We start from the raw sequence: 23,008 nt of genomic DNA on the forward strand, positions 1-23,008 counted from the left end.
TTCTCCTAATAAAGGTTATTCCTATGGGTGTTAAAACATCGCATTATTATTGGCTTGTGGCTCCAGCGGCGCTTATGGTCGCCATCTTTTTTTTATATCCGTTGGCTTTTTCCCTGTATTCTGCAGTGTCCGCGGAATCAGGCCAGTTTACACTGGCGCATTTAGAAAAAATCTTTGAGCTCTACTCAACAGACATACTCTTTACTCTGATTATTGTCTTAAGCAGTGTGGTTATTTTAGCGGTATTATCCATTTCTATAGCCGCCCTAATTACTTTATCGCCATTTCGCTCTGTGGTGACTCTATTAGGTTTTTTATATCGTCTTCCGCTGTTTATTCCTTTTATTGTTACCGCCCAAATGATGCGTACTTTTCTCGCCAAAAACGGCTTGATGAATAATGCTTTCATTGCCAGCGGCCTAATGACCCCCATGGATACTGTCTCGTTTCTTGGTTGGAGCGGCATCATCATTACCTTTGTTTGGAAGCAATTGGCCTTTACCACCCTACTAATTAGTGGCGCCATGGCAGCTCTTGATGAATCACAAATACGTGCTGCTCGTAACCTTGGCGCCTCTCGTGTGCGTATTTTAATTAACATCATCTTGCCGCAAGTTGCCCCAACTATCGGCGTTTCTTTGGTGCTGTCTACCGTGACCATGATGTCGGTGTTATCTGTACCACTAATGATAGGAACAGGAACCCCCACCATGATCAGCGCCGACATGGCCTTTAGGGTCAACTCTTATGGGGATTATTCAGTGGCGAATGCTTTAGGGCTGGTGTCTTATGTGCTCTGCGCAGGATTGGCATGGTTCTATTTACGTCAGAGCTTAGAGGATAAAGGAGTAAGATCATGAAACAGATAAATAATTTAAAGCCCCATCAGAGGTTATTATCTGGCGGCCGGTTGCCTTTTCAATTGAGTTTTTGGGGGCAAATGGGCTTTATTCTGATCTTCGCTTTAGTGCTGTTCGGTCCGATTATGAACCTGATGATTTGGACAGTTACCGAAGTTTGGTATTTCCCCAATGCCCTACCATCCCAATGGGGTTTTAAATATTGGCAGCAGGTGTTTAACCCTTATAGTGATGTATCTGGATCCTTAATAACCAGTTTAATCATCGCCCTTTTAACCGTAGTGGTCTGTTTATTGGTGAGTGTGCCGGCAGGTTATGCGCTATCTAAACACAGTATGCCATGGCGTGTTTTTTGGATGCTGTTATTTTTGATCCCCCAAGCCTTCCCTAACCTAACGGTATATATGAATATTGCGCGCCTTTTTTATGAGTTTAATTTAAATGGTACATTGTTCGGTGTGGTCATTGTTCACAGTGTTCATGGTCTGATGTTTTCCGTATGGATCAGTGTCGCAGCGTTTTCATCCACTGACCCTATGCTAGAACGTGCGTCTCGCAATCTAGGCGCTGGACCGATTTATACGTTTTTCCATATCGTACTACCCCAAGCCGCTCCGGGTTTAATCGCCAGCAGTATTTTTGTTTTTCTGGAATCATTGGATGAATTTACCGGTACTTTCTTTGTTGGAGCCCCAGACATCAGTACCTTACCTTTACTCTTATATACTGCCAGTATGGAAGGTAACTATCAGATTGCTTCCATTACTGCTCTCATTTTATTAGTGCCCTCGATTTTCTTTATGTTGGTAATCCATAAATTTATGAGCCCAGAAGTTTTGTCTAAATTAGGGAAATAGCTAACCCATAAAAAAACCAAGCTTGGTGAGGACCGAGCCTGGTTTGCATAAACCCAATATAGACGGTGATTCGCTTCCCTTACGGGCTCATTTGTCCGCCGTTCACATCAAGGATTTGCCCTGTGATGTAGCCACTGCATTGATGGGAAGCAAAGAACGCAAAAGAGGGAGCGAGTTCTTCGGAGCTGCCAAAGCGCCCAAAAGCAATACTGCCGGCAATTTTATCTTTCAGCTCATCGCTTTTATCCGCGTGAAATTGGGTATCTATAGTGCCCGGTGAGACAATATTAAAACGGATATTATCCTTACTGTATTCTTTTACCCAGTTGCGATGAATGTTGTGCAACCAAGCTTTCGAGGCGGCATAAATACCAGCACCTAAGCCTCCGCCTTCGCGACCAGCGATGGAGCCAGTACTAATTACTGAAGAGGTTTTACCGGAATCAGCCGCAGATTTACGCAGGTGCGGAATGGCGTACTTGGTCATCATGAGGGCAGAGCGAGCATTCAAATCCATCACGTGATCATAAAAAGCATCATCAATGAGCTCTAGCCCTGAACGCCCACCTAACCCACCGGCGTTATTAATTAATACATCTATGCCACCGAAGATACTAACAAAGTCAGTAACCAGCTGCTCGCATTGGCTAGATTTGCTTAAATCTGCCCCGATAAAAACAACATTGTTAGGATCCTCAGCAAGACTTTTTAAATTGGCCAACGCAGTTTCAGTGGTCTCATTTTGACTACGTCCGTTGATCGCAACTTTGGCGCCTTGTGCTACAAAAAGCTTCGCAACGGCTAGGCCAATGCCAGCCGTGGAACCTGTAATCAATACCTTCTGATCAGATAGATCGTTAAACATTTTTCACTCCTTTTATTTTTATTAGTACTACAATAGTATTAATCTAGACTTCAATCTGTCCAAATTCAAGGTCTTCAACTTGTAACTTTTACGAGATTAGTCATGATTTTTATAGGCAAGGCCTATACTTTTGCATAGTATGTCTCTAAGTGATCGAAAATATTTTTAATGACAAAGTCGGCATGCGTCATTAAGTAATACAATTTTAAAATCACTTAAATTATAAAAATAAATGCGTGAATGTGTTAAAATTGCTGATTAATTCCTGTATCCAAAGTACAAGATTTCTATAACATTCGATCTCACGCCTAAATGTTAGGAACACCATGACCAATAACTTTTCTACTATCTCAACTTCTTCTCGCAGCCTTCATGTGCAGGTGGCAAGAAGTATTGCCCGTCGGATTTTAGCGGGTGAATTACCTCAAGGATCTATTGTCCCTAATGAGATGGCCCTATGTGAGCAGTTTGGTGTGAGCCGAACCGCTTTACGTGAAGCTATTAAATTGCTGACGTCTAAAGGACTATTAGAATCACGCCCTAAGATTGGTACAAAAGTGGTACATCGTGCTTACTGGAATTTTCTAGACCCCCAGCTTATCGAATGGATGGATGGCATTAGCGACTCCGAAGTTTTCTGCACACAATTTCTTGGCTTGCGTCGCGCCGTGGAACCAGAAGCTTGTGCGCTAGCGGCCATTCATGCCACTGCAGAACAACGGATAGAACTTTCCGAAATCTTTCAGCGTATGGTGAAGGTCACTGAAAACTTTGACCTAGACACTTGGACAGAGGTTGACCTGAGTTTTCACCGCTTGATTTTCAATGCGACCAACAATGATTTTTACCTGCCTTTTGGTAATATCCTGACCACCATGTTTAAAACGTTTATTTTGCATTCATCCAAACATGGGGCCGTCTGTCTAAATGAGCATAGACTTATCTATGAAGCAATCATGGCGGGTGACAGTGCCAAGGCAAGATCCGTCTCTGCTGATCACTTACAATCTTCAAAACACCGTTTACCAGAATTAGAGACTGCGTAATAATCACACGATTAAAGTCGCCTTATCGGATGTAAAAACGCTTGCTATCCTTTCGATAAGGCGACTACACTGGTCTCACAACATATATTTTCTGTTGCCTAGCCATGAACCTCTCCTAACAAATTACATTTTTTTCACACGAATTATAAAATAATACAATAACACTATTGCCATTAACCATTAGATACGGTAAAAATTAGTTTCTCTAAAAATAATAAGCCCGCTTTGTAAAAAAGCACAAAAATTAAAAGAGGAAAAAAACAATGAAAAAAACTCTTATTGCATCTGCCGCTCTAGCTGGACTTGTCTTTTCAGGCTCCGCTCTTTCCGCATGGACTGGTTGGAACATCCATAACAAAGATTACCCTATTACTGACGCTCTTGAATCTTTCATTCAAAACGCAGAAAAAGTCACTGATGGTCGTGTTGGTGGTACTTTGTATAACGGCGCCGTTTTAGGTAGCCAAGGTGATGCTATCCAAATGATGCGAATCGGTTCTATCCAATTTGCTGGCTTTAGCCTTGGGCCAATGGGTACCGACATTCCTGAAGCAAACATCGTTTCCCTACCTTTCATTTTTAAAGATGTAGACCACATGCACCGTGTGCTTGACGGATCTTTTGGTGATCGTCTAAGTGATGCTATGTCTAACTACGGCATCAAATCTTTAGGTTGGTATGATGCGGGTTCACGCTCTTTCTACAACAACTCTAAACCTATTACTAAACCTAGCGACATGGAAGGCATGAAGTTCCGTGTTATGAACAACGAACTTTATGTTGGCATGATTGCAGCTCTAGGTGGTAACGGTACACCAATGGCGTTTAACGAGGTTTACCAATCTCTTAAAACAGGTGTCGTTGATGGCGCGGAGAACAACCCACCATCGTACGAGTCTACTAACCACTACGAAGTCGCTAAATACTACTCTTTATCTCATCACTTGATCATTCCTGAGTGTCTATGTGTCAGCACAAAAGCATGGGATGACCTTTCTAGCGAAGATCAGGCCGCTTTGAAAGTTGAAGCCGCTAAAAGTGTCGCGATGCAACGTGAACTATGGGCTGCACGTGAAGCAGAAAGCCGTCGCATTGTTGAGGCTGCTGGCGTAACTTTCAACGAAGTTGAAGACAGCACTGCTTTCTCTAAAGCAATGAAACCTGTTTACGAGCAAGCGATTAAAGCAACACCAGTTTTAGCGTCGTACATTGAAGAAATTCAAAGCATCGACTAGGTAACAATTAGCGGGAACATACTTTATGTTCCCGCTTTTTATTGAGATAAATCATGAATAATAACAACATCCTGAACATATACGATACTGCTATTGTTTTAGTTAAACGCCTTGCAAACCTTATTTCTGGCATCTGCATGCTAGTGCTAATATTCTCATTCGCTTGGTTGGTATATGGTCGTTATATACTAAATGATACCCCTACTTGGGTTGAACAACTCTCCTTATTACTTGTCATCACTATTAGCTTTCTGACCGCTTCTGTCGGTATACATGAAAGAACACACCTTAGTGTAGATATCTTAACTCAACTATTGCCTGACTCTGGCAAAGCTCTAGTGGGTCTATTTGCCGATATCATTATGGCGACATTTGGCTTCCTTATGGCCGTACATGTCACTGATTTGGCACAATTTGCTTGGGGTAAGAAAATTCCACTTTTGGGTATTAGTGATGGTATACGTTACATACCTGTTATCATTTCTGGCTGGTTAATCTGCATCTTTTCTATCGACCGAATTGTAAGATCACTTTACCAATTTACACAGCCTCAATCTTCTCGCCAGGAGAACAAATAACATGGGTTTAGCTATTTTATTAGGTGTTTTTGGCCTCATTATGTTGATGGGCGTACCAGTGGCCTTTGCCCTAGGTATTGCCGCTATATCAGCCTTTATGTTTGAAGGTTTACCATTGATGGTGGGATATCAGCGCATTGTTGCAGGGATGTCAACATTTGCACTATTAGCCGTACCATTCTTCATCTTTGCTGGTGAACTTATGCTACATGGGGGCATTGCTGCTCGCCTGATTCGCCTTGCCTCTTCCTCTGTTGGTTGGATGCGTGGTGGCCTTGCACAAGTAAACATTTTTTCTAGTATGTTGTTTGGTGGAATTTCAGGTTCTGCCGTCGCCGACATATCTGCACTGGGATCTCTACTTATTCCAGTCATGAAAGAAAAAGGTTATGACGATGACTTTGCCGTAAACGTTACAGTGACCTCTTCTATTGCCGGTATTGTGATCCCACCTAGCCATAACATGATCCTTTATGTTGTTGCCGCTGGTGGTGGTATCTCAATTTCAAGCTTATTTATGGCAGGTATCGTACCAGGCATCTTGATGTGTTGTTTGCTGGCTTTTGTTGCTCGCATGATCGCTATTAAGAAGAAATTCCCTACTGAACCATTCGTAGGCATGAAGATTCTTGCCATTTCTTTCCTGGGCTCCGTACCAGGTTTGATCACGGCGGTAATCGTAGTAGGCGGTACGTTGTCTGGTGTCTTCACAGTAACGGAATCTGGTGCTATCGGGGCAATATATGCCATCTTAGTCGCCGTTTTTGTGTACCGTTCACTCACACCAACTGCGTTCATCACGGCTGTTACTAGCTCTATCAAAACGACCGGCATGGTCATGATTTTGATTGGTTGTGCCTCAGCGTTTGGTTACATGTTGGCGTTCTACCAAGTACCCGCTGTACTTTCGAACTTCATCACCTCTATCTCTGACAATCCGATTGTCATCTTGATACTACTTAACTTGTTATTACTAACATTGGGTATGATCATGGATATGGCGGCATTGATCTTGATCTGTACCCCTATCTTCTTACCAATTGCCGTGGGCTTTGGTATGGATCCTGTACACTTCGGTATCATGATGATGATGAACTTGGGGCTAGGCTTATGTACACCTCCAGTCGGTGCATGTTTATTCGTTGGTTGTGTGGTGGGCGGTGTTACCATCCAGAAAGCTGTTAGAACTATTTGGCCATTCTACATTGCCATGTTAGGTGCTTTAATCCTGGTAACTTTTGTTCCAGCTATTTCAATGACATTACCAAATTCGCTCGCTAACTAATTTGTTACTGAGCATAATTTAAAACCAGTGAATCGGTATCGATTCACTGGTTTTTTTATGTCTAGCGCCCTCCTCTTTTCTTATTGATTCAAACCCTAGCCTGCAATGTTCAAACAACCTAAACGTAGGTCCGCATTTATGCGGAAATGGTTCCGTAGGAACAACGGTTACAGACGGTGTTGGGGATAAGGTTTGAATCAGATCATTCTCTCCACGACCACACCCAAACGCCCTAAATGTAGGTTCGCATTTATGCGGAAATGGTTCCGTAGGAAGAACGGTTACAGACGGTGTTGGGGGGTAAGATTTGAATCAGATCATTCTCTCGACGACCATGATTTCCGCCTGCGGCTAAAGCCGCACCTACAGAGATCGGCGTGTATTTTCATGCAGAACCGCCACACCCAAATGCCCTAAATGTAGGTTCGCATTTATGCGGAAATGGTTCCGCAGGAACCACGATTACAGACGGTGTTGGGGGGTAAGATTTGAATCAGATCATTCTCTCGACGACCATGATTTCCGCCTGCGGCTAAAACCAAACCTACAGAGATCGGCGTGTATTTTCATGCAGAATCGCCACACCCAAACGCCCTAAATGTAGGTTCGCATTTATGCGGAAACGGTTCCGCAGGAACCACGGTTACAGACGGTGTTGGGGATAAGGTTTGAATTAGATCATTCTCTCCACGACCATGACTTCCGCGTTAGGCTAAAGCCTAACCTACAGAGGTCGGCGTGTATTTTCATGCAGAATCGCCACACCCAAACACCCTAAATGTAAGTTCGCATTTATGCGGAAATGGTTCCGCAGGAACCACGATTACAGACGGTGTTGGGGGGTAAGATTTGAATCAGATCATTCTCTCGACGACCATGATTTCCGCCTGCGGCTAAAGCCAAACCTACAGAGATCCGTTCGCATTTATGCGGAAATGGTTCCGCAGTAACCACAATTACAGACGGTGTTGAGGGGTAAATTTTGAATTAGATCATTCTCTCCACGACCATGATTTCCGCCTGCGGCTAAAGCCGCACCTACAGCGATCAGTGCGTATTTATACGAACAATGGCTCCGTAGGAACTACAGTTACCGGTGATGTTGGGAGAGGCGATATCAACAAGGAATTGGCACGTTCTGAAGACATAAAAAAAGGCATAACAACTAGGTTGTTATGCCTTTAGAAGCTTATCACTTAGGTGCAGAAGGATTACGCCTCAGCGCTTTCCTGCTCCACGACATCATCTACTGCTTTAACCAATAGTAGACCAACACCTAGGACGATAGCACCACAGAATAGGAACACACAGCGTCCCCAGAATGGATTAGGTATCAAGAACATACCCATTACACCAATACCTGCGATGGCAATCAAAGTACCCAACATCTTACGTTGTTTGTTATCCAATGCTTTTTGTACGCTACCTTCGGAAACTAAAGGTGTTGCCAAGTTGTTGAAGAACAAGTCTACATCACGTTGGCGAGTTTCAGAAAGCGGCTTGTAGAACAAGGTAGAGAAGATGAAGAAACCACCAGTGAATACAATATGACCAAGAAGACCAATTGCCACTTTAGAATCTGACCATTCACGACTTGTTAGCTCTTGTAGGCCGAATAGGTTCTGAACCATTTCTGGTGTCACAACGAAGCCCACGTAGTAAGAAACAAACCCACCCATGACCAAGGTACCCCAACCTGCCCAGTCTGGTGTCTTCTTAATAAAGAAGCCTAGGAAAGCTGGAATCGTCATAGGGAAGCCAATCAAGGCACCGACATACATCATGGTATCAAACAAGCTCAAACCCTTAAGAGAGTTGATGAACAAGGCGATCAAGATGATAGCGATACCGAAGAAAGTAGAAGTCAGCTTTGAAACAAATACCAATTCTTTTTCAGAGGAGTCTGGACGAAGAATTGTCTGGTAGAAGTTCTTAACGAAAATACCAGAGTTACGGTTCAAACCAGAGTCCATTGAAGACATGGTTGCAGCAAACATAGCAGCGATCAACAAGCCCACCATACCCGCTGGCATGTACTGCTCAACAAAGTATAGGTAAGAGAAGTCCGCCGCTTTTTTACCCGCTTCTGGATAGATGGCAGCAAGATCAACACCTTGACCCGCAACAAACCAGCTTGGCATAAACCAAATTAGAGGACCCATAGTCATTAATACACACGCCAACAATGCCGCTTTCTTAGCGTTGTTAGAGTCTTTCGCTGCAAGGTAGCGATAAGAGTTAAGCATGTTGTTTGTGATACTAAACTGTTTGAAGAAGATAAACACAGCCCAAATACCAAAGATGCTCAAGTAGTTAAGGTTGTTACCTGTAAGGAAGCTACCGCCCTCATCTAAAGGGAAGTTAGAAATGATTTCGCCTACACCACCACCTTTAACAATGGCAACGGTTGCACAAGTAACGGTAACTGCCATGATGATAACCATCTGCATGAAGTCCGAGGCAATAACCGCCCAAGAACCACCAGTTACAGACATCACCAATACCACTAGACCAGTAATGATAATGGTGGTGGTCATATCCACACCAAAAATACTGGAAGCAATAATCGCCAATGCATTTAGCCACACACCGGCCGACACAATACTGTTAGGCATACTCGACCAGGTAAAGACCTGCTCGTTGGTTGCACCAAAGCGCATACGAATGGCTTCAATAACCGTGATAATCCTTAGTTGTCTGAACTTAGGCGCGAAGTATAGGTAGTTCATCAAATAACCGAAGGCATTTGCGACGAAAATTACCGCTACTGCGAAACCATCGTTGTAGGCCTTACCCGCCGCCCCAGTAAAAGTCCAAGCACTAAACTGAGTCATGAAGGCTGTTGCACCTACCATCCACCACAACATGTTACCGCCACCACGGAAGTAATCACTTGTTGTACTTGTGAATGTACGAAACATCCAGCCAATTGCCATTAAGAATATGAAGTATATTCCAACAATAATTGCATCCATATTATTACCCTTTATTTTTGTAATTAGAGCGCTTGAGCATTCAAACTATATGACAGTATTAAATACTACAAATATAAAAAAACCATTCTATTCAAAATAGAATGGCCGCAGCCAACAAAGCTATGCCAACACAAGCTTGGTGCTGCTAAAAGTCCACTAGAGTAGACGATAAGCTTTCGATGTAGAGCCTAGGCTTTGCAACGATAACTACACTTTCCGCTTCAGGCGATTAGCCTGTCATTGTGAGTATAGCTTTAAACCAAACATTTTGTGTTAAAATAATACAAATAAAAAACTATTGAGATCAAGTTCTTTTTGCACACTTTATACGCATTTTGAGTAAGAATATGTTTCAACAACCCAAAATGTTGCACCACTAACTTTCAAAGCGCTAAACAAGGCCACCAGTTAACAACTTAATGACCTTTAAGTCGCTAAAATTAAAGCTTAGCGATCGCCCCAGACCACACAAAACGACCCTGCTTCGTAGTCATCACATGCTCTTCTTTTTGCGCATCACCCACGCGATTCGATACACCAAAACGATAACTAGAGCCATTAACCGTCTCTATCTGCACCAAGGTACCATCCGCACTTTCAGCCAACACTTGAATACTTGACACTAAACCACGAGCGTTATTCGATGCCTCAATGGACTCATTAAAATAGCCGTGGGTTTCTAATACAGAAGCAAAAACGTGATTAGCACCGGATTGACGCAAGATAAACGCTGGCTCAGTTCGTAGATTGAAATCAGGATCGTTTGCGCCAATACGACTAAAAATCACTTTACTGCCTTTAGGTGCAGTCGATACTAGGCTGTAGTAGCTGGTATCGTGAAGCCAACTCACTAATGCACTGCCCTCAACTTCCCCTTCCCCTATATGCCATAGGTGTTGGTAGCCTTGATCATCCCCTAAAGGTTTTAGCGTACTTGCAAAGTCGTAGTCAAAGTCGGTGCGGATAACCTGCCCACGGAAATGGAAGGGTAAATCGTACTCGTGAGTTTGCTCAGATAAGATGCGATAAATATCGATCACCAGCGGCTTTTCAAACTCTTCAATGTCGGCCACTAATACGCTTCGCTGCATTCGTACACCATCATAATAATTATCTATGATGCCACTGATGCCCTGCAAACTCGCGTCAGATACTTCAAAGAAATGCTTTTCACCAAATTTCGTTTCCGCTAAGGCGGTGTTAAATTTATTCTGAGTTTTTTGGTCCACTGTCACCGTATTATGGGCAACGGTTTGCTTACAATACGTTTTGTTTTCTGGAATATAGCGGCCGCCAAACTTAGGCTCCACATTCACCCAACGACCAAAACCGTAATCCTGTAGCACTTCATGACCACGGTTAAAGACACTTAAATGCAAGCCATCATAGTGGCCATGGTCTAGCGCTGAATGATATTTATGATCGGAACCGTGTTGGCCGAACCACAACAACACCATGGTATCGTCATCTTGTTTATCACGATGCCGAATGATACTGACACCACCTTTTTCCCCTTTAGGGCCATCGCTTAAGAAGAGGCTTCCCCAAGTAAAAGGTTTAATTTGCTCAGCATTAGCGACCGCCGTAGAAAGTGCTTCACCAGAGCTGTGAACCCAAACATTTTGTTGATGATTCGCCATGCTAATGAGGGTGTCGCTTTGCTCGTAGCGTTGAAAACACACGCTAGTAGCAATGATAACGCCTTCATCATTAATACTAATGGTTTTTGAAGAATCGTTGAGCGCCGGCAAACTTCCGTCAGGGAATGCCGTCGCCATCACCGCATAGGAAGTGGTTTTAATGATGGCATTGTTGTATTGATAAATTTCTAGTTCTGGCTGACGGCGCTCAATCGCTTCGGCGAATAGGAAGATCGGGCGCAATGAAAAGCGGTGATAATAAGGCCCTTCCATGTAGTAACCGTCTGGTGAAAAGAGGTTATCTAATTGCGCGAGGAAGCCACCACTCACTCGATCTAGTTTCAGACCATACAAAGCTTGATCAACGGCCTGTTGATCGCCAATGGCATAGCCACAGATACCCACTGCGGCCACAGCCCATAGCCCATGGTTATGAACTATATCGAAGTCATGTCCATAGGTGACTACGAACATATGAATCATAGGTTTAAACAAATCATTGGTGATGAGTGTTTTCTGTTCTTCAGACAAGGTGTGATAAACACAGCTGTAGGCACATGAGGCGTATAGCATCCACATATTTTCATTTAATGTCTGGTGAAATAGCTTGCCCGGCGGGTTGGTATCTCGACTGGTATTGTCTTCCAAGGTTGGGTAAACACGGGCGTACTCGGTCAACATGGCAACGATGAAATCGCGGTAAAGCACTTCTTGGGTAATCAAGAATAAGCGCGCCGCCGTGTCCATAATGATGTAGTTTTGTTTATGTCGATTGTGCTCATAACCACCCGCTTCACCATGACCCGGCACCTCTATACCAATGTCATTTATGTAGCCTTTCACCTTGGCAATATCGCGGCGTAAGCCTTTGCCAAGTAAACTATCTTCTTGCAATTGTTTGGCTAATAGCGCCGCTTCGTCAAAACTTAATAATAATGGCTGGTAACTCATCTCTATTGCTCTCCTTTTACCAAACACTCTTCAACCGCATAAAACCCTTGCCAGCAATACGTTTTACCAGCAAACACTAGCTCATGTTGAGTACTTTGTATGCACGCTTTTTGGTTGCTCACCATTAAAACAAAGGCCTTTTGGCCAAGATAAATTCTCACCACAGAACCCAGCTCATTGTGGCCAATAATTTCAATCGATTTGACCTTACCTCGAGCCTGAGTCGACTGCTCGAACTCTTCATTAAAATAGCCGTGGGTTTCTAGTGCCGAGGCAAATAAGGTCGTACCGCCATGACTGCGCAAACTAAAGCCTGTGTCATTGCGTAGGTTGAAAATCGGATCTTGCGCACCGATTGTGGTAAAAACAATTTCATCTTGATGGTTGGAACTGGTGCCATGCCAAGAATAGTAATGATTACCTTGTAACCAGCTAATCAGGGTGCTTTTGGGTGCCTCGCCTGACGCTAATTTCCATAAATGCTGATAACCCTGATCTTCACCCCATGGACTCAATTCAGTATACGAAGTGTAGCTGAAGTTAGTTTGAACGATTTGACCTTCATACTGGTGGGAATAGTCATAGCAATGCTCGCCCTCCCCTTCGATACGGTACAAATCGATTAATAAAGGCGAGTCAAATTCTTTATGGTTAATGAGAAACGCACTACGTTGCATGATGACATCATCATAGTGTTGTTCAGCAAAAGCGCTGACGGCGACTTGATCACTTTTTTCTACAAAGAAATGGGGAGTACCATGTACGCTGTCGGCACGGACCACATCAAAATGGTTTTGACTGCGCTGATCGACGGTAACGATGTTGTGAGCAATAGTCTGGCGTGCATAAGAAACATTTTCTGGCAAATATCGACCACCAAATTTAGGTTCAACATTCACCCAACGAGCAAACCCGTATTCTTTTAAAACTTCTTGGCCACCGTTGTAGAAGGAAATACCAAGCGTATCAAAATGACCATGGCCCATGCCATGCTGACCATAGTTCATCGTCAACTGCGCAATATTTTCGCCTTCTCCTTTTAAGCGCAAAAAGGCAATGGCACCACAATCACCATTCGCCCCTTCATTCAATTCGACACTAGGCCAATAAGGCTTTTTAACATCGCCTTTTTGTTGCGCTTCTTCATGGGCTTTAGATAAAGACAAGCCGCTCGCATGCAACCAAACTTCACCCTGTAATTCCGCCATACCAATGACATTATCATCACAGCTGTAATGTTCACTCAAAACACTTAATGCCACCTGCACGCCAGCATCGGTCACCCCCATAGTGCGAGATGCATCGTTAAGAGCAGGAAAGACACCATTAGGGTAAGCCGTTGCCAGCAAAGCATTTACCGTCCGGCCGATTACGCCATCCTTATAACCATAAATGTCCACTTCAGGCATATGGCGATGAATAACTTCTGCAAACAGACAGGTCGGATAAATGGCATAACGGTGGTAGTAAGGCCCTTCAAGATAGTAACCTGCAGGGGAAAACAACTGTGACAGCTGGGCTAAAAAGCCACCTGTTGCATTGTTGTCTTGGCCATAAATAGATTTTTTCATGTATTCAGGCTTGCCTAATACTAGGCCACAAATGCCTACTGCCGCGACAGCCCAAATACCATGGTTATGAATGCGATCAAAATCGTGCCCATACTTGACAGTAAACATGTCCAGCATGGGTTCAAATAGTCGGCTTTCAATGTGAGCACGCTGTTGCTCCGTCATCACATGAAGCACACTTGAATAAGCCAAGCTGCTGAATAATAACCAGCAATGCTCGTTCAAGATTTGGTGGAAAAGACGCCCGGTAGGATTGGTATTTTTTTGAACATGAAAACCAAAAGAAAGGTATTTGTCCGCGTAAAGAGACAAGAGATCGACGACAAAATCAGCGTATTTCTTGTCTTGGGTAACTAAAAATAAATTGCCCGCAAGATGCATGTATTTGTAATTCTGCTTATGGCGATTATGTTCGTAACCACCCGCTTCACCATGCCCTGGAACCTCTAGAGGCAGTTGAAGAAAAGCATCCACATCTTGCACATGCCCTGCTATCGTTTTGCCCATCAAACTGGACGCGCCAACTTGGCTACGTAACGGTGCCAGTTCATCCATAGAAAACAACACTGAATGCATAGATTTAGCCTCTTTGCTTACGCTAACTTATCTTGGTTTATAGTTATTGGAATAGTCTATTCTAATATTTATTCATGGTATTATAATACAATTGGAAGTTGATTTACATAAGCTTAGAAGACCCTCAACTTCATTCCAGCCACTACTTCATTATCTATAGACGCAAAAAAGCCCAGTAAAAAAACCTTCCATCATTGACTTAAGGTTTTCAAACTGGGCTAGATTATTAGCGTTCTTGCACGCTAAAAACGATTACTTTTTCCAAAGAAATGGCTCAAATGGCGCATCTACTGGGGTTTTCGCTAGATGATTCGTATAGTTACTCATCACTTTTTGTGAAAGCCCTAAGACAATTTCCAAAATTTGACGCTGACCATAGCCCGCACCATAAAAGGCCGCCAATTCATCGTCTGTCAGTACACCACGGCTACGTGTCATCGCTAGCGTCGTATCATGCAACACTTGCAGTTTTTCTGTTGGCATAGCAGTACCGTTACGCAACGCGTCTGTTAAAGCACCGTCTACACTCATCATCTGAGCAATGGCACTATGAGCTGGTACACAGTAATGACATTCGTGCTCAACGTTAATAGTTTGCCACACAACCGTTAGCTCTTCTGCGTTAAAAGAAGATTCCGAAAACAATTTATGTAGTAATTGATAACCCTCTAACAAACCAGGTGCTTCGGCCATCACGCCGTGTAAATTAGGAATCATGCCGAAGCCTTTTACTGAAGCTTCTAATAACGGCTTACTAGCTTCTGGTGCTGACTCAATTGTGTGGATAGTGAAATCTTTCATGGATACGCCCTTTATATTGTCCGATTTAGAAAGCTGAGCGGATTAAGCTCAACCAAGATGCTGACAATATAACTAGAAATGAACGATCGTTCAATATAAAATTGAACGTATGTTCAAAATAACCTTCATGAGATACCCAAGATGACAAAAAGCACCAAATTTGATCGCGAACAAGTAATAGATAAAGCGACTAATTTATATTGGCAAAAAGGCTTTCACGGAACCTCCATGCGCCAGCTACAAGATGTTATCGACATGCGCCCTGGCAGCATTTATGCAGCCTTTGGCAGTAAAGAAGGGTTATTTAAGGAAACTCTCGCTCATTACACTCAACAAGGTCTTCTGACATTAGAAAGGTGCTGCACAACAGAACACTCTATTCTTGCTGGGTTAAAAGCTTTTGTTAAAGAACTGATCATAGTGCAAGCGGAACAAGCACCAAGTAGTATGTGCATGCTTGCAAAAACCATAGGCGAACTCACCAATGACAATTCAGAACTATTAGATGAGGCGAAAAGCTCTCTCAAGACCATTGAGTCCGCTTTTCAAACTCAATTAGAAAAAGCTCAACTACAAGGCGAAATCGGCTTAGATAAAGATTGCGCCCTTATGGCTCGACACCTGCAAATTCAAATTGCAGGACTTCGTACTTATTCAAAGGCCTACGATGGGCAACTTCCTTTGGCACAAATGATAGATCAAATTTTTGACTCGCCCCCTTTCTAACGATAAGAAGGGGGTAAGAATATGTATTTATTGCTCGCCCTGAGCAACAAACTTCATTGAAATAGAGTTCACACAGTGACGAACATTCTTTTCGGTTAAACGCTCGCCTTCGAACACATGCCCTAGATGCCCTTCACAGTTGCTGCAAATAATCTCGATGCGGCGCCCATCTGCATCTGGTACGCGACAAACAGCGCCAGCAATCTCATCATCGAAACTTGGCCAGCCACAATGAGAAAGAAACTTATGCTCTGATCGGTATAAAGGAGCATCACATTGACGACAAAGATAAAGTCCCGCTGACATAGTATCGGTGTATTCACCCGTAAATGGTCGCTCTGTGCCTTTATTCAGGATCACATGGGTTTCCAGATCGTTCAGTGGGTTATAAGGTTTTGTCATAATCCATAATCTCTTTTAGGTTGATACACACATTCGCATCGCTATAAAACCGCGAGCAGTGAAATTTGACCTCAAATAGCGCTATTGGTTTCTTGGGGTCATAAAAAAACCGCTCGCTGAATATAGCGATTTTATACAAGATAAAAAAGCTTTCTTCAACGAGCGGTTCAAGTGTGCTTTAGCCTTTTACGACCATCACAGGCACACTTGCCTGACACACAACTTTATTTGCGACCGAACCAATCATCATATTACTCATACGAGATTGTTTGTGACTTGCCATCACAATTGCTTCAACATTTTGCTCTTGAGCCGTTTTCAAGATGCTTTCAGCAGGTTTCCCTTCAACCACTTTAATGGTACAGGTATCCGCCTCAATTGGCAGTTCATTGTTCACAAACTCAACCAATTTTTGATGCACAGTGCGAACCGCTTTATCAAAGGTACCTGGTTGAAAAAAACTGCCAACAATAGGCATTTGATAGCCCGCAAGGGCGGTAAGTAAAATCAGATTACCACCTGGTTTTAGAACATGCAGCGCATGTTCTATTACCCTATCCGTATAACCTTGCTCTGCAAGATCCACTGGAACTAATACAGAATTGTACATATCAACTCCCTAAGCTATTGCTGCGCTGGCCATTCGTTTTTGCTGTAACTTGCGAATCAGCAGTAGCACCAAGATAGCCGGTATAAATACCAATTCTTTCGGTGGACGATCAGATTCCACTTCGATGCCCGTGATTTGCCAACCAAAATCAATTCCTGCTTTGGCGGCAGGACTATCAAAGTCCACGTAATCCACCGTCCAAATATCATCCATGTAGCTCATGTTAAGCCCCAAAGACTGTAGACGCGCATTACCGTCACCGGAAGCATTGGTTAGTTGAATAGGGATCGTCTTGTTCACTTCATCACCCTCAAGGGTAATACCTTCTACCTGTAATTGAATAAAACCGCCGTTTTCCAGCCCTTCAATTTGCTCTACCAAAGCACTGCTCGGCAGTTGCGCTTTCGGCTCGTAAACCATATCCCACCAGAACCCTGGACGGAATAAAGAGAAAGCGATCAAGACTAATACTAAAGATTCCCACAAGCGACTTTTCACCAACCAGTAGCCTTGCGTACCCGCAGAGAACACAAGAATGGCGACAATCGCACTGACAATAGTAAGAACCAGATCAAAGAAAGAACCAATACCGATCAAAAGTAACTGAGTGTTATAGATGAACATGAAAGGCAAAATTGCCGTTCGAATGTCATAGATAAAACCTTGAATACCGGTTTTAATCGGATCATCACCACTGATAGCTGCTGCCGCAAAGGCCGCAAGCCCCACCGGAGGTGTGTCATCTGCTAAGATACCAAAGTAGAACACGAACAAGTGCACAGCGATAAGCGGAACCACTAGACCGTTTTCTGCCCCTAAAGACACAATAACTGGCGCCATTAAGGTGGATACCACGATATAGTTAGCTGTGGTTGGTAGCCCCATGCCAAGGACGATACAAATGATAGCGGTAAACACTAATATCAGTATCAGATTGCCCCCGGAAATGAACTCCACAAACTCTGTCATCATCTGACCAAGACCGGTGAGCGTTACTGTACCTACTATGATACCGGCCGCCGCAGTGGCGATACCAATACCCACCATGTTACGTGAGCTGGTGATCATACCGTCGACAAATTCGTTCCAACACACCTTAAACTGAGACGCCCAATTCTCTTCTTTGCGGAACCAAGATTTGATTGGTCTGTGGGTTAGTACCACAGCGATCAAGAAGGCAACCGAATAAAAGGCAGACTGTTGTGGAGAGTATTGCTTAACCGCTAATGCCCATAGTAGGACCACGATAGGCAACGCAAAATACAAGCCCGAGTACACAGTAGGACGCGTTTCTGGCAGCTTATCTAAGGTAATGCTGGCTTCATCATCCGCCAAATCAGGGTAAGCCGCGGACAATTTAACCAAAGCAAAATACGCTGCGATAATCGCCGCCAACATGACTAAAGTTGCAGCACCACCTAATAAGGATTCAAGTATGGTTGAGCCGTAATATACGACAATACCCAGCACCAATAAGATCACCGAGGTACTCATCCAAGACAACATACGCTGAGCGAACGTTGGCTTATGCAGACGTTCAATACCCTGCATGTTCAACTTAAGCGCTTCTAAGTGCACTATGTACACAAGAGCAATATAAGAAATGATAGATGGTAGAATGGCGTGCTTAATGACTTCGATATAAGGAATACCTACATACTCCACCATCAAGAATGCCGCAGCCCCCATAATAGGTGGTGTAAGCTGACCATTCGTCGAAGCCGCTACTTCGATCGCACCAGCCTTGGTACCCGGAAAACCCACCCGCTTCATCAAAGGAATGGTAAAAGTACCCGTGGTTACAACGTTAGCAATGGACGATCCAGAAATGATGCCACTTAATCCTGATGCAACAACTGCCGCTTTCGCAGGGCCGCCACGCATGTGACCAAGCAGTGAGAAAGATACCTTAATCAAGTAGTTACCCGCTCCGGCTTTATCCAATAAGGAACCGAGTAAAACGAAAAGGAATACAAACGCTGTTGAAACCCCAATCGCAACACCAAACACACCTTCTGTAGTAATCCACTGGTGTGACGCTACTTTATTAAGACTTGCACCTTTATGAGAGATAACCTCTGGCATATATTGGCCAGCGAAGGTAAAGGTCAAAAAGACAACGGCGACCACAACCAATGGTGGCCCTAAAGAGCGACGAGTCGCTTCTAAGAGAGTGATCACACCAACGACAGCCACCACGACATCGGCTGTAGTGGGCGCCCCCATACGAGTCGCTAATTCATTACGAAAGACCAGAAGATATAAACAGGTACCAGAGGCAGCTAACGCCAACAATATGTCTACTATCGAGGCAGAATCTTTACTGGAGCTTTTTGAGGCTGGAAAAAGAAAAAAGGCCAAAAATGTGGCAAACGCTAAATGTATATATTTCGCCTGATCTTCATTGAAGGCCGCGAAATTAAAAATAAAAGGTAATGGTGAGGCGTACCAAAGTTGGAAGGCAGCCCAAGCAATCAAAACAACTGTAACTATGGTCGCCATTTTTCCGTGGAATTGGCGACTACCGGTTTCGGAGCTTAGAAACTCATCGGCTACATTTGTTGCTTGTTCATTATTCGCGTCGGTATCGGATAAATGTTTTGAAGTCATAAAAAGCTATCCTAATGCGATTCGGAAAAACGCAGGGGCATTTACGCCCCTGCTATTTTAATGTAATGCGCTATAAGCTGCGGATTACATTAAGCCTGCTTCTTTGTAGTACTTAACAGCACCTGGATGAAGCGGAGCACTCAAACCATCTTTAACCATCTCTTCTTTCTTAAGATTGGCGAAAGCTGGGTGTAGCTTTTTGAAGGTTTCGAAGTTTTCGAAAACCGCTTTTACAACATTATAAATAAGCTCGTCAGCAACGTTTGTAGAACTTACGAATGTCGCACCAACACCAAATGTTTGTACATCTTCAGGAGAACCTGAGTACATGCCACCTGGGATAGTTGCTGTACGGTAGAAAGAGTTATCAGTGACTAGCTTGTCTACTTCTTTACCGGCAACATTTACGATCACGCTGTCACAAGAAGTGGTCGCTTCTTTAATAGAACCACTTGGATGACCCACTACGTAAACCATCGCATCAATTTTGTTGTCACAAAGTGCTTTAGACTGCTCAGAAGCTTTTAGCTCAGAAGCTAGTTCAAAGTCATCCATTGTCCAACCGTATTCTTTCATCAGAACTTCGATCGTACCGCGCTGACCTGAACCTGGGTTACCCACATTCACACGCTTACCTTTTAAGTCATCGAATGACTTGATGCCGGCATCAGCACGAGCAACCACGGTGAAAGGTTCTGGGTGAATAGAGAAGACAGCACGCAGATCTTTAAATGCGCCCTTGTCGCTGAATTTGCTTGTGCCATTGTAGGCATGGTATTGCCAGTCTGATTGTGCAACACCCATGTCCAAATCGCCTTCACGAATGGTATTGATGTTGTAAATGGAACCCCCTGTACTTTCTACACTACAACGGATGCCGTGATCTTTACGTGATGCGTTGACCAAACGACAGATAGAACCACCTGTTGGATAGTAAACACCTGTAACACCACCTGTACCAATTGTGATGAACTCTTGGGCTTGAACAGGTGCAGCCGCTGTAAATAAGGTAGCAATACCAGCACCTAACAATGCAGATTTAAGCTTTTTCATTGGTTATCCCCTTGGTTTTTTTATTTGAGGCGCACAGCGCCTACTTTTGAATGCACTTTTTAACAGTGCTTATGCGGAAAACAAGTTCTTCCTTGCTGTCTCAACATCCATTACAGTGCCGCCCTCGCGATTAAGAGCAGTCACCAAATCTCTTACTTGCGAAGCGTTAGAGTCCGCAACAACCTGCTCTGTGGTGTAAAGATTATTCTCAAACCCTATACGCACATCGCCACCTAATCGAGCGGCTTTTAACAAGCACTCCTGCTCTTTCGATCCGAAAGCACATACGGCCCAGCGAACCCCATCTAACTGCTTAACGAGTTCTAAAAACGGATCTAGGTCACTAGGTTCTGACTCTAAATTTTCATTGTAACGGCCTAATACAAACAATAAATGATGCTGTTCAGCCGGTAAAATGCCTCGTCTTCTTAGATCCAGATAATATGATAATTGTTCTGGTGAATATACAATATATTGTGAAGTTATATTGCGCAATGTAAGCCAATGAAAAAACTGTTTGGCAATTTCTTCAGATTCTTGCGTCGGTATTAATTCCACCAATGCAAAAGAGGCTGCTTCCGGCTCTATCGCCTTGATTAAATCCATTTGCTGCTCAGGATTATAAATCCCTACTGCCTCTGTCGTCAGCTGGATAATCACCTTGTCCCCAAGCCTTTGTTTAACAACATGATAAACGGCAAGGTTATCTTCAATTTCTAGAGAGTGCGCTCCTTGTGCTGTACGAGCATGCAAATGCACCATTGCAGCACCTTGCGCAACACAGTTCTCGACCTCAACTGCCAGCTCTTCTGGGCTTAACGGTAGGTTAGGGTGATCTAACTTTGTTTTGCGTGCACCATTTGGGGCGACAATAATAAGGTTTTTATTTTCAATGTCACCTATATCAGGCATAGTTTTTTTCATTTTTATATTCCTGCTGTGTAACATAATCTATGGTAGTTGCCATTTTTTCCGCTAACACTTCAATTTCGTCGTCATTAATAATAAAAGGTGGGGCTAACAGAATGTGATGCCCTTGCTCGCCATCCCAAGTACCAGACATGGGATAGCACATTAATCCATGCTCCATCGCTTTTGCTTTCACTTTTGTGTGCAGTCGGCTGTTAATGGAAAAAGGGGTTTTACTGTCTTTATCTTTGACGATTTCAATACCGCGAAATAGCCCTCTACCGCGAATGTCACCAACAAATGTATGATCAAATAATTTGTTTGTAAGTGATTGTTGCAATAGATCACCGGCACGCATAACTCCTTGTAGAGTTTCTTGCTGGCCAATGATGTCTAACACTGCAAGGGAGCCAGCCGCAGCGACTGCATGGCCCATATAGGTATGACCATGCTGAAAGAAGCCTGAACCTTGATCAATGACATCGTAAATTTTTGAGCTCGCAATCATGGCACCAATAGGCTGATAACCTGCCCCCAAGCCTTTTGCGATGGTCACAATATCCGCTACAATGCCTTCTTGCTCTTGCGCGAACAAGCTACCAGTGCGCCCCATTCCACACATAACTTCATCCAGAATAAGCAACACTCCGTATTGATCACAGATTTCACGAATCCGTTTGAAATAACCCAGTTCGGCGGTTACAGCACCGGCCGTTGCTCCAACCACAGGCTCTGCAATGAAGGCGATAACGGTTTCTGGGCCGACGGCTAATAAACGCTCCTCTAGTTCATTGGCCATGCGCTGACCGTAATCAAACTCTGTTTCCTCTGGGCTTTTACCACGATAAGCAAAACAAGGGCTGATATGCTCCACTGGCATGAGTAAAGGGGCAAAAGGCGCTCGGCGTAGGGCGTTGCCACCGACCGCTAATGCTCCAAGCGTATTACCATGATAACTTTGTCGACGTGAAATAAAGCATTGGCGCTGGGGTTGGTCTATTTCCACGAAATATTGGCGCGCAAGTTTTAGCGCAGATTCAACCGCTTCAGACCCACCCGATACCAAGTAAACATGATTTAAATCCCCAGGGGCGAGTTCAGCCAATCGGTCCGCCAATTGCTCAGAAGCTTGGGTATGAAAAAAGCCACTATGGGCATAACTTAACTGATCAATTTGCTGGTGTAAGGCCTGTCGAATAGCGGGATGATTATGGCCTAAGCAGGAAACAGCCGCACCACCACTGGCGTCCAAATAGGCTTTACCGTGCTGATCAAAGAGGTATACCCCTTCGCCACGGGTAGCGATAGGCAATTGGGCATGACAGTGGCGTTGAAATATATGTGTCATAGCAGGGCTCGTGTGTAATTATTGACCGAAAGAGCCCTTAATCTAAGGGCTCTTTACCCCCAACAACAAACGATATATTCTCTGACCGTATGAAAAAAAGTAATAGGGTT

The 23,008-nt window shown here is 43.8% G+C and carries 18 protein-coding genes; 7 read left to right on the top strand and 11 right to left on the bottom strand.

The window, feature by feature from the left end:
- Positions 1–23 precede the first annotated feature (23 nt).
- Together ABJF92_RS11020 and ABJF92_RS11025 are read left to right on the top strand one after the other, a co-directional pair.
- Positions 24–860: an ABC transporter permease gene (locus tag ABJF92_RS11020; RefSeq protein WP_446815847.1), complete on the top strand. Its 837-nt coding sequence runs from the start codon at positions 24–26 to the stop codon at positions 858–860.
- Complete coding sequence (locus ABJF92_RS11025; protein ID WP_446815848.1) at positions 857–1,717, top strand: ABC transporter permease; 861 nt, start codon at positions 857–859, stop codon at positions 1,715–1,717. The genes ABJF92_RS11020 and ABJF92_RS11025 overlap by 4 nt, the downstream gene beginning before the upstream one ends.
- Before the next feature lie 79 nt (positions 1,718–1,796).
- Here the strand turns inward: ABJF92_RS11025 and ABJF92_RS11030 are convergent, their stop codons facing one another.
- Complete coding sequence (locus tag ABJF92_RS11030) at positions 1,797–2,582, bottom strand: SDR family NAD(P)-dependent oxidoreductase (protein ID WP_446815849.1); 786 nt, start codon at positions 2,580–2,582, stop codon at positions 1,797–1,799.
- A gap of 326 nt (positions 2,583–2,908) precedes the next feature.
- Here ABJF92_RS11030 and ABJF92_RS11035 point away from each other — a divergent pair, with 326 nt between their 5' ends.
- The 4 genes from ABJF92_RS11035 to ABJF92_RS11050 all read left to right on the top strand — a co-directional run bounded on the left by ABJF92_RS11035 (position 2,909) and on the right by ABJF92_RS11050 (position 6,726).
- On the top strand, positions 2,909–3,628 hold the full coding sequence (locus ABJF92_RS11035; protein WP_446815850.1) for a FadR/GntR family transcriptional regulator: 720 nt from the start codon (positions 2,909–2,911) through the stop codon (positions 3,626–3,628).
- A gap of 263 nt (positions 3,629–3,891) precedes the next feature.
- Complete coding sequence (locus ABJF92_RS11040) at positions 3,892–4,863, top strand: TRAP transporter substrate-binding protein (RefSeq protein WP_446815851.1); 972 nt, start codon at positions 3,892–3,894, stop codon at positions 4,861–4,863.
- A 53-nt stretch (positions 4,864–4,916) separates the two neighbouring features.
- Positions 4,917–5,441, top strand: coding sequence for a TRAP transporter small permease (locus ABJF92_RS11045; protein WP_446815852.1), 525 nt, complete (start codon positions 4,917–4,919; stop codon positions 5,439–5,441).
- Between the two features lies 1 nt (position 5,442).
- Positions 5,443–6,726, top strand: coding sequence for a TRAP transporter large permease (locus ABJF92_RS11050; protein ID WP_446815853.1), 1,284 nt, complete (start codon positions 5,443–5,445; stop codon positions 6,724–6,726).
- 1,211 nt (positions 6,727–7,937) lie between these two features.
- Here ABJF92_RS11050 and ABJF92_RS11055 read toward each other — a convergent pair.
- The 4 genes from ABJF92_RS11055 to ABJF92_RS11070 form a co-directional block, all read right to left on the bottom strand.
- Complete coding sequence (locus ABJF92_RS11055) at positions 7,938–9,701, bottom strand: sodium:solute symporter family transporter (RefSeq protein WP_446815854.1); 1,764 nt, start codon at positions 9,699–9,701, stop codon at positions 7,938–7,940.
- A gap of 440 nt (positions 9,702–10,141) precedes the next feature.
- Entirely contained in the window at positions 10,142–12,292 is a 2,151-nt protein-coding gene (locus ABJF92_RS11060; protein ID WP_446815855.1) for a heparinase II/III domain-containing protein, read from the bottom strand.
- A gap of 2 nt (positions 12,293–12,294) precedes the next feature.
- Positions 12,295–14,439 carry a heparinase II/III domain-containing protein gene (locus ABJF92_RS11065; RefSeq protein ID WP_446815856.1) on the bottom strand — a complete coding sequence of 715 codons (2,145 nt, stop codon included), beginning with the start codon at positions 14,437–14,439 and terminating at the stop codon, positions 12,295–12,297.
- A gap of 252 nt (positions 14,440–14,691) precedes the next feature.
- On the bottom strand, positions 14,692–15,240 hold the full coding sequence (locus ABJF92_RS11070; protein ID WP_446815857.1) for a carboxymuconolactone decarboxylase family protein: 549 nt from the start codon (positions 15,238–15,240) through the stop codon (positions 14,692–14,694).
- A gap of 141 nt (positions 15,241–15,381) precedes the next feature.
- Here ABJF92_RS11070 and ABJF92_RS11075 point away from each other — a divergent pair, with 141 nt between their 5' ends.
- Positions 15,382–15,966 carry a TetR/AcrR family transcriptional regulator gene (locus ABJF92_RS11075; protein ID WP_446815858.1) on the top strand — a complete coding sequence of 195 codons (585 nt, stop codon included), beginning with the start codon at positions 15,382–15,384 and terminating at the stop codon, positions 15,964–15,966.
- Between the two features lie 27 nt (positions 15,967–15,993).
- Here ABJF92_RS11075 and ABJF92_RS11080 read toward each other — a convergent pair whose 3' ends face one another.
- The 6 genes from ABJF92_RS11080 to ABJF92_RS11105 form a co-directional block, all read right to left on the bottom strand.
- Positions 15,994–16,368, bottom strand: coding sequence for a methionine-R-sulfoxide reductase (locus ABJF92_RS11080; RefSeq protein ID WP_446815859.1), 375 nt, complete (start codon positions 16,366–16,368; stop codon positions 15,994–15,996).
- A 178-nt stretch (positions 16,369–16,546) separates the two neighbouring features.
- Positions 16,547–16,978 carry a universal stress protein gene (locus tag ABJF92_RS11085; protein ID WP_446815860.1) on the bottom strand — a complete coding sequence of 144 codons (432 nt, stop codon included), beginning with the start codon at positions 16,976–16,978 and terminating at the stop codon, positions 16,547–16,549.
- 9 nt (positions 16,979–16,987) lie between these two features.
- Entirely contained in the window at positions 16,988–19,588 is a 2,601-nt protein-coding gene (locus ABJF92_RS11090; protein WP_446815861.1) for a TRAP transporter permease, read from the bottom strand.
- A gap of 84 nt (positions 19,589–19,672) precedes the next feature.
- Positions 19,673–20,641 (bottom strand): TAXI family TRAP transporter solute-binding subunit, encoded by a 969-nt coding sequence (locus ABJF92_RS11095; protein WP_446815862.1) that lies wholly within the window; start codon positions 20,639–20,641, stop codon positions 19,673–19,675.
- A 69-nt stretch (positions 20,642–20,710) separates the two neighbouring features.
- Positions 20,711–21,565, bottom strand: coding sequence for a 3-keto-5-aminohexanoate cleavage protein (locus tag ABJF92_RS11100; RefSeq protein ID WP_446815863.1), 855 nt, complete (start codon positions 21,563–21,565; stop codon positions 20,711–20,713).
- On the bottom strand, positions 21,546–22,898 hold the full coding sequence (locus ABJF92_RS11105) for an aspartate aminotransferase family protein (protein WP_446815864.1): 1,353 nt from the start codon (positions 22,896–22,898) through the stop codon (positions 21,546–21,548). The genes ABJF92_RS11100 and ABJF92_RS11105 overlap by 20 nt, the downstream gene beginning before the upstream one ends.
- Between the last annotated feature and the right edge of the window lie 110 nt (positions 22,899–23,008).

This window comes from Marinomonas sp., from assembly GCF_039940335.1.
Taxonomy (GTDB): domain Bacteria; phylum Pseudomonadota; class Gammaproteobacteria; order Pseudomonadales; family Marinomonadaceae; genus Marinomonas.

Bases quoted from the DNA above. Each gene is read 5' to 3' on its own strand.
- ABJF92_RS11065 (WP_446815856.1), bottom strand. From the start codon at position 14,439: ATGCATTCAGTGTTGTTTTCTATGGATGAACTGGCACCGTTACGTAGC.
- ABJF92_RS11070 (WP_446815857.1), bottom strand. From the start codon at position 15,240: ATGAAAGATTTCACTATCCACACAATTGAGTCAGCACCAGAAGCTAGT.
- ABJF92_RS11035 (WP_446815850.1), top strand. From the start codon at position 2,909: ATGACCAATAACTTTTCTACTATCTCAACTTCTTCTCGCAGCCTTCAT.
- ABJF92_RS11050 (WP_446815853.1), top strand. From the start codon at position 5,443: ATGGGTTTAGCTATTTTATTAGGTGTTTTTGGCCTCATTATGTTGATG.
- ABJF92_RS11085 (WP_446815860.1), bottom strand. From the start codon at position 16,978: ATGTACAATTCTGTATTAGTTCCAGTGGATCTTGCAGAGCAAGGTTAT.
- ABJF92_RS11105 (WP_446815864.1), bottom strand. From the start codon at position 22,898: ATGACACATATATTTCAACGCCACTGTCATGCCCAATTGCCTATCGCT.
- ABJF92_RS11055 (WP_446815854.1), bottom strand. From the start codon at position 9,701: ATGGATGCAATTATTGTTGGAATATACTTCATATTCTTAATGGCAATT.
- ABJF92_RS11075 (WP_446815858.1), top strand. From the start codon at position 15,382: ATGACAAAAAGCACCAAATTTGATCGCGAACAAGTAATAGATAAAGCG.
- ABJF92_RS11020 (WP_446815847.1), top strand. From the start codon at position 24: ATGGGTGTTAAAACATCGCATTATTATTGGCTTGTGGCTCCAGCGGCG.
- ABJF92_RS11040 (WP_446815851.1), top strand. From the start codon at position 3,892: ATGAAAAAAACTCTTATTGCATCTGCCGCTCTAGCTGGACTTGTCTTT.
- ABJF92_RS11030 (WP_446815849.1), bottom strand. From the start codon at position 2,582: ATGTTTAACGATCTATCTGATCAGAAGGTATTGATTACAGGTTCCACG.
- ABJF92_RS11025 (WP_446815848.1), top strand. From the start codon at position 857: ATGAAACAGATAAATAATTTAAAGCCCCATCAGAGGTTATTATCTGGC.
- ABJF92_RS11080 (WP_446815859.1), bottom strand. From the start codon at position 16,368: ATGACAAAACCTTATAACCCACTGAACGATCTGGAAACCCATGTGATC.
- ABJF92_RS11045 (WP_446815852.1), top strand. From the start codon at position 4,917: ATGAATAATAACAACATCCTGAACATATACGATACTGCTATTGTTTTA.
- ABJF92_RS11060 (WP_446815855.1), bottom strand. From the start codon at position 12,292: ATGAGTTACCAGCCATTATTATTAAGTTTTGACGAAGCGGCGCTATTA.
- ABJF92_RS11095 (WP_446815862.1), bottom strand. From the start codon at position 20,641: ATGAAAAAGCTTAAATCTGCATTGTTAGGTGCTGGTATTGCTACCTTA.
- ABJF92_RS11100 (WP_446815863.1), bottom strand. From the start codon at position 21,565: ATGAAAAAAACTATGCCTGATATAGGTGACATTGAAAATAAAAACCTT.
- ABJF92_RS11090 (WP_446815861.1), bottom strand. From the start codon at position 19,588: ATGACTTCAAAACATTTATCCGATACCGACGCGAATAATGAACAAGCA.